The organism is Rhodopseudomonas palustris HaA2, assembly GCF_000013365.1.
In the GTDB taxonomy this organism is placed as follows: Bacteria; Pseudomonadota; Alphaproteobacteria; order Rhizobiales; family Xanthobacteraceae; genus Rhodopseudomonas; species Rhodopseudomonas palustris_J.
The window spans coordinates 4,331,757-4,343,968 of the sequence record NC_007778.1 but is presented as its reverse complement, the minus strand read 5'-3'; the positions used below and the strand labels follow the sequence as shown (position 1 = coordinate 4,343,968).

Sequence of the window (12,212 nt, the reverse complement as noted above, 5' to 3'; positions counted from 1 at the left end):
CGCGATGCTGCATCCCGAGACCGAAGCGACGCTGCAGGGGATCCGGGCCGAAGCCGGGCCGGACCGCGCCATCGTGTTCGTCTCCGGCAATTTCAATATCGTCCATCCCGGCCATCTGCGGCTGCTGAAATTCGCAGCCGAATGCGGCGACGTTCTGGTCGTCGGCGTCGTCGCCGATCCCGGCTTCGACTGGATGCTGCCGAGCGATCTGCGGCTCGAGGGCGTGCATGCGATCGGCTTCGTCGATCATGCCTTCCTGCTGCGCGACAGGCCCGAGGACGTCGTCGCCGCGTTGAAGCCCGCGGTGGTGGTGAAGGGCAAGGAGCACGAGGGCGCGGACAATCCCGAGAAGCCGGTGCTGGATTCCTACGGTGGTCGTTTGCTGTTTTCGTCCGGCGAGGTCGCGTTCTCGTCGCTGGATCTGATCCGGCGCGAATTCCGCGAGTTCAATCCGTCGTCGATCTTCAAGCCGCTGGACTATCCGCGCCGCCATCGCTTCGACGTCGCCGATCTCAAGACGGTGCTGGCGAAATTCCCGACGCTGAAGGTGCTGGTGATCGGCGATCTGATCGTCGACGAATACATCGCCTGCGATCCGCTCGGCATGTCGCAGGAAGATCCGACCATCGTGGTCACGCCGGTGCTGCGTGAATTGTTCGTCGGCGGCGCCGGCATCGTCGCCGGCCATGCCGCGGGGATGGGCTGCAAGGTCAGCCTGCTCACCGTCGGCGGCAAGGACGCGATGGCCGATCTCGCCCGCGAGCGGCTCGCCTCGTACGATGTCGACGCGACCATCCTGACCGACGAGAGCCGGCCGACCACCTGCAAGCAGCGTTTTCGCGCCGGTAACAAGACGCTGCTGCGCGTCAGCCACCTCAAGCAGCACGACATCGACGTCGATCTGCAGGACAGCATGCTGGCGACGGTGCGCGACAAGCTACCGAATATCGACCTCGTGGTGTTCTCCGATTTCAACTATGGCTGCCTGCCGACCAAGCTGGTCGAGGCGATCTCGGCGCTGTGCCGCGAGCGGTCGATCCCGATGGTCGCCGACAGCCAGTCGTCGTCGCAGGTCGGCGACATCTCGCGCTTCCGCAACATGTTGTTGATCAAGCCGACCGAGCGCGAGGCGCGGCTGGCGCTGCGCGATTTCGACTCCGGCCTGGTGGTGCTGGTCGAGGCGTTGCGGCAGAAGGCGAAGGCGAAGAACGTGATCCTGACGCTCGCCGCCGAAGGCCTGCTGGTGCACGCCGCCGGCGGCCGCGGCGGCTCGGTGCTGACCGATCGGCTGCCGGCGTTCAACACCGCGCCGAAGGACGCCGCGGGGGCCGGGGATTCGTTCTTCGTCTGCGCGGGGCTCGCGCTCGCCGTCGGCACCGACATCTGGCGCGCCGCCTATCTCGCCTCGATCGCGGCGGCCTGCCAGGTCGGCCGCATCGGCAACATTCCGGTCACCGCCGCCGATATCATCAAGGAACTCGACGCGTGAGCGCGCCGGCGAAAGCGCTGCTGGTTGCGGCGGGGCTCGGCACGCGGCTGCATCCGCTGACCGATGTGCTGCCGAAATGCCTGATGCCGATTGCCGGCCGGCCGCTGCTCGGGCTGTGGCTGGCGATGCTGCGCGACGCAGGCTTTTCGGAGATCGTCGTCAATCTGCATCACCACGCCGAATTGGTGGGCGAGTACATCCGGCGCTCGCCGTGGGCCGCCCACGTCGTGCTCGCGCCTGAAGAGACGCTGCTCGGCACCGGCGGCACGCTGCTGCGGCACCGCGAACGCTTCGCCGAAGGACCGACGCTGTTCGCCCATGCCGACAATCTCAGCCTGTTTTCGCCGCGCGATTTTCTTGCTGCGCACGCCGCGCGGCTGTCGGATTGCGCGATGACGATGATGAGTTTCGTCACCGATCATCCGCAGAGCTGCGGCATCCTCACGCTCGATGATCGAGGCCGCGTGCTGCAGATGGACGAGAAGCCGCAGCAGCCCAAGGGCGATCTCGCCAATGCGGCGGTCTATGTGATCGAGCCCGCAGTGATCGATTTCATTGCCTCGCTCGGCAAGCCCGTGGTCGATTTCTCGACCGAAGTGCTGCCGGTGTTCATGGGCCGGATCTTCTCGTTTCACAACGGTAGCTATCATCGCGACGTCGGCACGCCAGCCAGCCTGGCGCTGGCGCAGCTCGATTATCCGCTGGCCGTCGCGCAGTTCGACGCCTCTCGTCGTCATTGCGAGGAGGCGCAGCCGACGAAGCAATCCAGCTCAGTGCACGGGGCCATGGATTGCTTCGCTTCGCTCGCAATGACGGGGGATGATCCCTGGTTCGGCCTGATGACCGACAACGATGGCACGCTGGCCAAGGCGTTCGCGCGCGCGGCGGCGAAGACCTATGGCGGAGCACGCTAGATGCCCGGCAGTGTGATCATCGCGGCGATCTCCAGCGACATCGGCGTGCAACTGGCGAGGCTGTATCGCGCGCAGGGCTTCGCGGTGATCGGGACCTATCGCTCGACCGAAGACCTGGATCAACTGAAGGCCGACGCCGGCATACATCTGGTGCCTTGCGATTTGTCGGACGCTGACAGCGTGCGGCGAGCGAGCGCCGAGATCGCGGCGCTGAACAAGCCGTGGGAGCGCTTCATCAGCGCGGCGGGGCAATTGTCGCCGATCGGCGATTTCTTCGGGCGCGATTTCGGCGAATGGGAAGCGTCGCTGTCGTTGAATGCGGTGGCGCAGATGCGGCTGCTGCACGCGCTCTATCCGCTGCGTCAGACCAGCGCCGTGGCGAAGGTGGCGTTCCTGGTCGGCGGCGGCATCAACGGACCGTTCCGCAACTACTCGGCTTATTGTCTCGGCAAGGTGATGCTGCTGAAGCTGTGCGAACTGCTCGACGATGAATATCCGGACGTCCATGCCATCGCGGTCGGCACCGGCTGGGTCAACACCAAGATCCATCGCCAGACCGTCGCGGCTGGTGACTCCGCCGGTGTCAATCTCCGCCGCACGCTGGAATTTCTCGACAGCGGCCAGCAGGGCACCAGCATCCCGGATATTCTCGGCTGCATCGAATGGGCATTCGGCGCTGGCCGCGCCGCCACCGGCGGGCGCAATTTCTCGGTGGTGCACGATGCCTGGCGCGACGGCGGCGCGACGCTGGCCGCGCGGCTCGAAGCCGACGGCAACATCTACAAGCTGCGGCGGCACGGCAATTGAGCGCGCCCGCCCGCATCAGGAGGTTCGCGTGAAGCTCTCCGACTACGTCATCGACTTCCTCGCGCAGCGCGGCGTCAGCCATGTGTTCGGCATTTCCGGCGGCGCGGCGGTGCATATGTTCGATTCGGCGGCGAAGCATCCGGATGTCACGCCGATCTTCCCGCAGCACGAGCAGGCCGCCGCGATCGCCGCCGACGGCTACGCGCGCGCCACCGGCAAGCTCGGCGTCGCCATCACCACCTCCGGCCCCGGCGCGACCAATCTGCTGACCGGGGTGTGCTGCGCGTATTATGATTCAGTGCCGACGCTGATGATCACCGGGCAGGTCGCGACGCATCGGCTCAAGGGCAACAACGACGTCCGCCAGCTAGGCTTCCAGGAGACCGACGTGACGTCGATCTTCGCCACGGTGACGAAATATGCGGTGCAGATCTCCGATCCCGCGACGATCCGCTATCATCTGGAAAAGGCCTACTATCTCGCCTTCGAGGGCCGGCCCGGCGCGGTGCTGATCGATCTGCCGGACGATCTGCAGCGCGCCGAGATCGATCCGGAGGCGCTGGCGTCGTTCGTGCCGGAGACGCAGATCGCCACGACCGATCTCGACGCCGAGATCGTCGCCTTGCTGCCGCTGATCGCGCAGGCGAAGCGACCGGTGCTGGTGCTGGGCGGCGGGCTGTCGACGCCGCGGATCGGCGCCGCGCTCGATCAACTGATCGACCGGCTCGCCATGCCGGTGCTGACGACCTGGGCCGCGACCGATCTGATCGCGCATGATCATCCGCTGCGGGTCGGGCCGTTCGGTGTTTACGGGCCGCGGCTCGGCAATTTCACCGTGCAGAATGCCGACCTCATTCTCTGCCTCGGCAGCCGGCTGTCGCAGAACGTCACCGGCGGCATCCTGCCGTCGTTCGCGCGCGAGGCGACGATCGTGATGGTCGACGCCAGCCGCGGCGAGATGGACAAGTTCGACGCGCGCGGCATCGCCGTCGCGACGCGGATCGAGGCGCGGCTCGACGGGTTCGTGCCGAAGCTGCTCGGAGCGATCGAGGCCGCGCCGCCGCGCGACGAATGGCTGGCGCAGATCGCGCATTGGCGTAGCGCGCTGCCGGACGATCGTCCCGGTCCCGCGCCCGCCAATGCAGGCTTCGTGGACGCCTACGACTTCGTCGACAAGTTGAGCGAGACCGCGCCCGCCGACGAGCTGATCTATGTCGACACCGGCGGCAATCTGACCTGGACCTGCAACGGCTTCCGCATCCAGCGCGGCCAGCGGCTGATCTCCGACTGGAACAACACCGCGATGGGCTATGCGCTGCCGGCCGCGATCGGCGCGGCGGTGCAGGCGAAGGGCGGGGTGAGCTGCATCATCGGCGATGGCGGCCTGATGCTGTCGCTCGGCGAACTGGCGCTGCTGTCGCGTCACAGGCTGCCGGTGCGGCTGTTCCTGTTCAACAATCACGGGCACGGCATCCAGAAGCAGACATTGGAGACCTGGCTCGACGGCAACTATGTCGGCGTCGATGCGCCGAGCGGATTGTCGTTCGTCGATGTCGCCAAGGTCGCCGAGGCGATGGACCTGCCGGTGGTCACGATCAGCCGCAGCGCGGACATCGCCGCCAAGCTGCGCGAGGTCTATGCGCGGCAGGGACCGGTGTTCTGCAATGTCGAGATCAATCCCGCGCAGAAGCTGTATCCGGTGCTGAAATTCGGCGCGCCGCTGGAAAGCCAGATGCCGGCGATCGACGACGCGCTGATCGCGCGCGAGATGATCGTGCCGCCGTTCGTCCCCGGCGCGGCGCCGAAGCACAGCGGCGGCGCGGGGGTGTGAGGCTGCGGAATGCTGAGTGTATTGCGTGTTCGCTTACTTGCTCGGCTCATACTGAATCGCCACTCGCTCTACCGTCATCCTGAGGCGCGAGCGCAGCGAGCCTCGAAGGATGCGGCGGCGGGCATCATGTGCGGCCCATCCTTCGAGGCCCGCCGCGCCGCGCAGGGCGCGGCCCGACGGGCGCCTCAGGATGACGCTGTGCGTGGTGGTAGTGCGTAGTGGTAGGTCGTGTATCCCGACCTCAGCGCCGCTTGCCGTCCGCCGGCTTCGCGTCCGCCGGCGTCGCGCACCAGCGGCGCCACATCGTGCGGTAGGCGTCCTCGACGGCGCGGGTGTAGGCGGCGGGGCCGCAGCGCTCGGCGATGAAGGCGGGCAGGCCGCGGCGGATCGCGCGCAGCCGCTCGCGATCCGGATCGAGCGCGATCGCGATGTAGCGCTCTTCGCTGGTGGCGATGAAGTCCGGCAGGCCGGCGGCCGACAGGATCGCAGAGCCAACCCGGCTGGCGACGGTGTTGCCGAGCCGGCTCACCACCGGCACGCCCATATGCAGCGCTTCCCAGGTCGAAACGCCGCCGGCTTGCGGGAACGGATCGAGGCCGAGGTCGATCTGTTGCAGCGTCTCCAGATGCTCCTGCCGCGACGTCGAACCGAGCAGCGTGAGGCGTTCGGCGGCGATGCCTTGCGCGGCGAACTTGTCGAGCAGCGTCTGTCGCACGGCGGGATCGTCGATCTGGTGATCCTTCAGGATCAGCCGCGAGGTCGGATTGCCGGTCATGATCCGCGCCCAGGCCGCGATCGCCGCATCCGAGATCTTGCTGATGCGGTTGAGCGAGCCGTAGGTCAGATAGCCGTTGCGGTCGAACGGCAGCTCGGTGGCATGCAGCCCCGCAGGCGGCGGTTCGATGATCACGATCGAGGGCAGATCGTAGATCGCTTCCGCATAGAACTGTCGAACCTCGTTGGGTACCGCGACCGGATCGGCCAGCAGATAGTCGATCACCGGCAGGCCGGTGCCGGTGGCGTGGCCCCAGGCGGTGACCTGCACCGGCGCCGGCTTTCGCGCGAACACCCGCAGGCGGTTGCCGGCCGAATGGCCCGACAGGTCGATCAGGATGTCGACCTTGTCGGCGCGGATCGTGTCGGCGAGCCTGGCGTCGGTCCACTGCGAGGAGTCGCGCCACCTGTCGGCGATCGCCTCGAACGATTTGGTCGCGGCGTCGGGCAGCACGACGCCGGAGTAGCAGATCACTTCGACCTGCGTGCGGTCGTGATTCTCGATCACCGGGCGGAACGAGAACGCCGCGGAATGCTGGCGGAAATCGGCCGAGACGTAACCGACCACCAGGCGGCGCTCTGGGTCGCGATCGTTGGCGAGCGGCGCCGCATGGCTCTTGTACAGCCGCGCGCCGACGTGCTTCCACCAGTCCGCGCGCGCGGCCTGCTGCGACTGGAAGTCCGCATCGGAGCAGAAGTCCATCGAGAAGATCCGGCTGGAAATTGCCGGCTCGTAGTCCGGCTTCAGCGCCAGCGCGCGGCCGTGCAGCGCGGTCGCGGTGTCGGCGTCGCCGAGCGAGGCCATGCAATTGCCGAGCAGCGTCAGGGCGGGGACGAAGTCGGGCTCGATCTTCAGCAGCGCCGTGCAGGTCGCGAGCGCGCCCTCGACGTTCTTCATCTGCAGCAGCAGATCGGCGCGCGCGATGCCGGCGTCGATCGGTCGCTTGCCGATCGACAGCGCGCGGTCGTAGCTCGCCAGCGCCAGGTCGAACTGCTTCATCTCCTTCAGCGTGGTCGCCTGGTTCATGAAGGCGACGTCGTGCAGCGGATCGATCCTGATCGCCTGGGCGTAGCTGTTCAGCGCCTCGTCGTAGCGGCCGAGCTTGTGCAGCGCGTTGCCGCGGTCGTTCCAGGTGTCGGTGTGGTCCGGAACGAGCTCGAGCGCCCGGTCGAGGCTGGCGACCGCTTCGTCGTAGCGGCCGAGCGTGATCAGCACGTTGCCGCGATTGGCATGGGCGAAGGCGAGCGCCGGATCCAGCGCGATCGCCTTGTCGCAGGCGACCAGCGCTTCGTCGTAGCGCTGCGCGGCGTTGAGCACGCTGCCGAGGTCGGACTGCGCCTGCGCCGATTTCGGGTCTTCGATCAGCGCGCGCTTCAGCGAGCGGATGCCGGCGTCGAAATGTCCGGTCTGAAATTCGGCGAGGCCGAGAAAGTGCAGCGCCTGGAAGTTGTTCGGGCTCTTCTTCAGCACCTTCTTGTAGGCGGATTTCGCCTCGTCGTATTGCCCGGCCTGGTGCATCACCCGCGCCCGCATCAGCAGCAGCACGGGCTCGTAGGATTTGTCGTAGGGCGGCGAGGCGCTGGGGGCCTTGTTGCGTCCGGGCTGCATGGCGTTTCCGAATCGGCCTGAGGAAGACTGCTCGTCGGGCGATCCTACGCACCTTGGAGTCGATCGGGTAGATCGCGCGGATACTCGGAGGTTCGCGTAAAAACATCATTAACCATAAGGCCGCGCGTCCCCGCCGGACCGAACCTCAACAACGGATTAACGGCGACGCTGCGGAAAGCCACGAAACCGGCGAATCAGCGACCATTTCGCGCCTCCAGGGCCCGCCGAGGCCCGGGTCAGATCGATTCCTTGCGTTGATTTTGCTGCCTTTTTTGCCGCCGACGCGGCCTTAAGGCGCTGTTAACCATATTTTAAAGGCCGGCGGCCATAGTCTCGATGCTCAGGAAGAAGGTTGGCCGAGAATCGGCCGCGTTGATCCGGATCGCATCCGTGTATGTGCGACCGAGGTCCCTCTCCAGAAACAGGCGTCTCAACACAACCGGCAAACGTCGCGGCAAAGTCCGCGACGCGAGCAGCAGCGCGCGACTGAAGTCGCCGCCCAGCGCGGATCAGGAAGGTTTGCACCATGTCTGATGTGGTTCTTTCAGCAGCAGTTCGCCAGAATCTGCTTTCGCTGCAATCGACGGCGGATCTGCTCTCGACCACCCAGAATCGTCTTGCGAGCGGCAAGAAGGTCAACACCGCGCTCGACAATCCGACCAACTTCTTTACCGCCGCGGGGCTCGACAGCCGCGCCAGCGACATCAACAACCTGCTCGACGGCATCAGCAACGGCGTCCAGATCCTGCAGGCGGCCAACACCGGCATCACCTCGCTGAACAAGCTGATCGACACCGCCAAGTCGATCGCCAACCAGGCGCTGCAGTCGAACGTCGGCTACTCCACGAAATCCAACGTCTCGGCGACCATCGCGGGCGCCACCCCGGACGATCTGCGCGGCACCCAGACCTTCGCCAGCGCGACCGCCACCAGCAACGTGGTCTATGATGGCACCGCCGGCGGCACCAACGGCGTGTCGCTGACGGATACGCTCGGCGGCGGCGTCGGCAGCATCACCGGCACCAACATCACCAAGGCGGTCGCGGCCGACGCGACGGCCACCGGCGGCGTACTCTACACCGGCACGGCGACGGCGACGGCGACCAGCGCCGACCTGATCAGTTCGCTGACCAACGGCTCGACCGTGACGCCGACCGGCCCGCAGGCCGGCGACATCATCGTGGTCAACGGCAAGAACATCACCTTCACCACCACGGGCTCGGCGACCGCAGACAGCAACGGCAACTATACGATCGGCATCAACCAGCCGATCAGCGCGCTGCTGGCGAGCATCGACACCATCAACGGCAACACCAGCAACCCGTCGGTCGTCGACGCCAACGGCCATATCCAGCTCCACACCGGCACCAACCGTTCGCTGTCGATCAGCGACACCAGCAGCGGCACGGTGCTGGCGAAGCTCGGCTTCGGTTCGACGGTCACGGTCCCGCTCGGCACCGGCGCCGCCACGGCGATCACCGCGACCACGAAGCTGTTCAATTCGGTCGGCGGCCTCGGACCGGCGATCGCCGACGGCACCACGCTGACGGTCAACGGCAAGTCCGTCACCTTCAAGGCGAGCGATCCGCCGAGCGCCGCGGGCCTGCTCGCGGGCTCCGGCGTGCTCGGCAATATCGTCACGGATACGGCCGGCAACTCCACCATCTATATGGGGACGAGCAACACCTACACCTCGGCCACTGTCGGCGACGTGCTCACCGCGATCGATCTCGCCAGCGGCGTCAAGTCGGCGACGATCGCCAACGGCATCGCGACCTTCGCGGCCAACGGCACGCCGTCGCAGATCTCCGCCGGCGGCGCGGTGACGCTGCAGACTTCGACCGGCGCCGATCTCAGCATCACCGGCCCGGCCGACTTCCTGAGCTCGCTGAACCTGACCGCGTCGACCGGCCCGGGCCCGGCGACGCTCACCGCCACCCGTTCGACCGGCGCCGGCACCATCGGCACGCTGATCGAGGACGGCTCGACGCTGAACGTCAACGGCAACATCATCACCTTCAAGAACGCCCCGGTGCCGCTCGCCTCGGCCAGCCACACCGGCATCAGCGGCCATGTCGAGACCGACGGTCTCGGCAATTCGACCGTGTATCTGCAGGGCGGCACCATGGCCGACGTGCTGAAGGCGATCGACCTCGCCACCGGCGTGCAGACGGCGACGCTGTCGCAGACCGGCGCGACGCTGACGACGCAGACCGGCTCGGCCAACTCGTCGCTGTCCAGCGGCTCGCTGAAGGTCTCGACCGGCAGCGCCTCCGACCTCACCATCAGCGGCACCGGCAACGCGATGCTGGCGCTGGGCCTCGCCGGCAACACCGGCACCTCGACCGAGTTCAAGGCGTCGCGCTCGTCCGGCACCGGCGGCGTCAGCGGCAAGACGCTGAGCTTCACCTCGTTCAAGGGCGGCACCCCGGTCAGCGTCACCTTCGGCGACGGCACCGGCGGCACCGTGAAGACGCTGTCGCAGCTCAACGTCAAGCTGGCGACCAACAACATGATCGCGCAGATCGACGCCAACGGAAAGCTGACGATCTCGTCGAACAACGACTACGCCTCCGCGACGCTCGGCTCGACCACGGACGGCGGCACGCTCGGCGGCACCATCACCGCGACGCTGACCTTCTCGACGCCGAACCCGCCGGAACCGGACGTCACCGCGCAGGTGGCGCGCGCCAAGCTGGTCGAACAGTACAACAACGTCATCCAGCAGATCACCACGACGTCGCAGGACGCGTCGTTCAACGGCGTCAATCTGCTCAACGGCGATACGCTGAAGCTGGTGTTCAACGAGACCGGCAAGTCGACGCTGAACATCGTCGGCACCGCGCTGAGCCCGGCGGCGCTCGGCCTGCCGACGCTGGTGTCGGGCGTCGACTTCATCGACAACGCCTCGACCAACAAGACGCTGGCCTCGCTCAACACCGCGGCGACCACGCTGCGGTCGCAGGCGTCGTCCTACGGTTCCAACCTGTCGATCGTGCAGATCCGGCAGGACTTCGCCAAGAACCTGATCAACGTGCTGCAGACCGGCTCGTCGAACCTGACGCTGGCCGACACCAACGAGGAAGCCGCCAACAGCCAGGCGCTGTCGACCCGCCAGTCGATCGCGGTCTCGGCGCTGGCGCTGGCCAACCAGTCGCAGCAGAGCGTGCTGCAGCTGCTGCGATAATCGCGGCGGCGCGCGAACCGAGGCGAGGGCGCCCAGGCCGCCCTCGCGCCACCCGGCGATTCGGTTCGCCCGCAACGACGCGCTCGACTTATCCCCTGAAACACGGCATTGGATCGCGATGCAAAGCCTGCGCATAACAAGCGCGCGGGCTGGCGGAACGAGTCGTCCTTGGTCGCAATGACCGCAATCAAAGGAAAACACGATGCCATTGCGAGTCGAATTGAAGCCGTTCGAGCGGATCGTGATCGGCCAGAGCGTGATCACCAACTCCGATTCGCGCACCACGTTTCTGATCGACGGCGACGCGCCGATCCTGCGCGAAAAGGACATCCTCACCGCGGAGACCGCCAACACGCCGGTGAAGCGCGTCTATCTCTGCGTGCAGATGATGTATCTGCAGAACGACATTCCCGCCTATCAGGAACTGTATCTCGGCTTCATCAAGGAATTGCTCGAAGCCGTGCCGAGTTTTAGAGACACGATCGAGGCCACGAGTAATCTAATTTTAAGCGGCCAACTTTATAAGGCGTTGAGGGAAATACGCCCGCTGATCAAGCGTGAAGAAGAACTGTTACAGAGGTAACGATGTCGAGTGCTGCTCAGGCGTACGCCCGCACCGCGCAACGAACGGCTTCTCCGAGGGAGATCGAAGCGCAAGCATTGCTCAAGGCGGCGAGGCAACTCCAGGATGTCGTCACCAGTTGGGACGAGCGCGGCGCGATCGGACTCGACGCGGCGCTGATGTTCAACCGCAAGCTGTGGTCGATCTTCGTCAGCGACGCGATGCGCGACGACAATCCGCAGACCCTCGAGATCCGGCAGAACATCGCCAATATCGGCGTGTTCGTGCTGAGCCAGTCGACCGCGTTGCAGATGTCGCCGCAGGTCGAGCCGCTCAATGCGCTGATCGAGATCAACCGCAACATCGCCGCCGGTCTCAGCGGCCGCGGCTGACGCGGTCATTCCAATTCTCCGAGAGTGAAGCAGACATGCGTCGACGCCCGCGCTTGCGTCGGCAAGCCGGGGGCGTTGCATTCAATCGCCGTCCGCGTTCAGACGGTGCGGTCTGTCGGGATCGGGCCGGCGCGCTGCTGCAGCTTCGACTGATCCTGTTCGCGGAAGTAGGCGCGAGCCCGCAACTGCCACGATTCCGGATATTGGTTGACCACCTCGGCCGTTGTCTCGTCGACCAGCACGTAGACCATCGCGGCCGACGCCTGATCGAAGATCACCTGACGTGAGATGGTGTCGGCGCCGACTCTGGCGGCATTGCTGGCCACGGCATTGCTGCCGGCGCTATCGGCCGTCGCGGTGACGCTTTGCGGCGCGGGCAACTGCGTCGTGACCGCGGTTTGCACCGACTCAGGCTCCGGCCTGACGACGGGCGAGACCACCAGCTGCCCGACGGGCTTTATGGTGAAGTCGAAACTCATGGCAGCCTCCTGGCTCCATCTAGGTCAATGCACCCCCCCACCAAACATGGTGCACGGAACCCCTAAAGCTCCTCCTGCAAGCTGGTCGCGCATTTAATTCAATTGCCGCGCACGACAACGCCGCCGGCGGAGGGCCGGCGGCGCCGATTTGGCGGGCTGCGATCGGTC

9 protein-coding genes are annotated in these 12,212 nt (G+C 66.2%); 7 read left to right on the top strand and 2 right to left on the bottom strand.

Annotated elements, in window-relative coordinates; all coding sequences use genetic code 11:
* Positions 1–4: 4 nt before the first annotated feature.
* Genes RPB_RS19185 through RPB_RS19170 form a run of 4 tightly spaced genes read left to right on the top strand, consistent with a single transcriptional unit; the run spans position 5 to position 5,041 of the window.
* Positions 5–1,489 carry a PfkB family carbohydrate kinase gene (locus tag RPB_RS19185; RefSeq protein ID WP_011442683.1) on the top strand — a complete coding sequence of 495 codons (1,485 nt, stop codon included), beginning with the start codon at positions 5–7 and terminating at the stop codon, positions 1,487–1,489.
* On the top strand, positions 1,486–2,403 hold the full coding sequence (locus RPB_RS19180; protein ID WP_011442682.1) for a nucleotidyltransferase family protein: 918 nt from the start codon (positions 1,486–1,488) through the stop codon (positions 2,401–2,403). Before RPB_RS19185 ends, RPB_RS19180 begins: the two co-directional genes overlap by 4 nt.
* Entirely contained in the window at positions 2,404–3,210 is an 807-nt protein-coding gene (locus tag RPB_RS19175) for an SDR family NAD(P)-dependent oxidoreductase (protein ID WP_011442681.1), read from the top strand.
* Between the two features lie 28 nt (positions 3,211–3,238).
* Positions 3,239–5,041 carry a thiamine pyrophosphate-binding protein gene (locus RPB_RS19170; RefSeq protein ID WP_011442680.1) on the top strand — a complete coding sequence of 601 codons (1,803 nt, stop codon included), beginning with the start codon at positions 3,239–3,241 and terminating at the stop codon, positions 5,039–5,041.
* Between the two features lie 241 nt (positions 5,042–5,282).
* Here RPB_RS19170 and RPB_RS19165 read toward each other — a convergent pair whose 3' ends face one another.
* Positions 5,283–7,424: a tetratricopeptide repeat protein gene (locus RPB_RS19165; RefSeq protein ID WP_011442679.1), complete on the bottom strand. Its 2,142-nt coding sequence runs from the start codon at positions 7,422–7,424 to the stop codon at positions 5,283–5,285.
* Between the two features lie 526 nt (positions 7,425–7,950).
* Between RPB_RS19165 and RPB_RS19160 the strand changes: the two genes are divergently transcribed.
* The 3 genes from RPB_RS19160 to flaF all read left to right on the top strand — a co-directional run bounded on the left by RPB_RS19160 (position 7,951) and on the right by flaF (position 11,565).
* On the top strand, positions 7,951–10,611 hold the full coding sequence (locus tag RPB_RS19160; protein WP_011442678.1) for a DUF1522 domain-containing protein: 2,661 nt from the start codon (positions 7,951–7,953) through the stop codon (positions 10,609–10,611).
* A gap of 202 nt (positions 10,612–10,813) precedes the next feature.
* Complete coding sequence (gene flbT, locus RPB_RS19155) at positions 10,814–11,194, top strand: flagellar biosynthesis repressor FlbT (protein ID WP_011442677.1); 381 nt, start codon at positions 10,814–10,816, stop codon at positions 11,192–11,194.
* Positions 11,195–11,196: 2 nt separating this feature from the next.
* Positions 11,197–11,565, top strand: coding sequence for a flagellar biosynthesis regulator FlaF (flaF, locus tag RPB_RS19150; protein WP_011442676.1), 369 nt, complete (start codon positions 11,197–11,199; stop codon positions 11,563–11,565).
* A gap of 98 nt (positions 11,566–11,663) precedes the next feature.
* On the opposite strand, the gene RPB_RS19145 is transcribed toward flaF, so the two are convergent.
* On the bottom strand, positions 11,664–12,044 hold the full coding sequence (locus RPB_RS19145; protein ID WP_011442675.1) for a hypothetical protein: 381 nt from the start codon (positions 12,042–12,044) through the stop codon (positions 11,664–11,666).
* Between the last annotated feature and the right edge of the window lie 168 nt (positions 12,045–12,212).

Excerpts from the sequence above, each read along its gene's own strand:
- RPB_RS19185 (WP_011442683.1), top strand. The coding sequence starts at position 5 with ATGCTGCATCCCGAGACCGAAGCGACGCTGCAGGGGATCCGGGCCGAA.
- RPB_RS19175 (WP_011442681.1), top strand. The coding sequence starts at position 2,404 with ATGCCCGGCAGTGTGATCATCGCGGCGATCTCCAGCGACATCGGCGTG.
- RPB_RS19165 (WP_011442679.1), bottom strand. The coding sequence starts at position 7,424 with ATGCAGCCCGGACGCAACAAGGCCCCCAGCGCCTCGCCGCCCTACGAC.
- RPB_RS19160 (WP_011442678.1), top strand. The coding sequence starts at position 7,951 with ATGTCTGATGTGGTTCTTTCAGCAGCAGTTCGCCAGAATCTGCTTTCG.
- flbT (WP_011442677.1), top strand. The coding sequence starts at position 10,814 with ATGCCATTGCGAGTCGAATTGAAGCCGTTCGAGCGGATCGTGATCGGC.
- flaF (WP_011442676.1), top strand. The coding sequence starts at position 11,197 with ATGTCGAGTGCTGCTCAGGCGTACGCCCGCACCGCGCAACGAACGGCT.
- RPB_RS19145 (WP_011442675.1), bottom strand. The coding sequence starts at position 12,044 with ATGAGTTTCGACTTCACCATAAAGCCCGTCGGGCAGCTGGTGGTCTCG.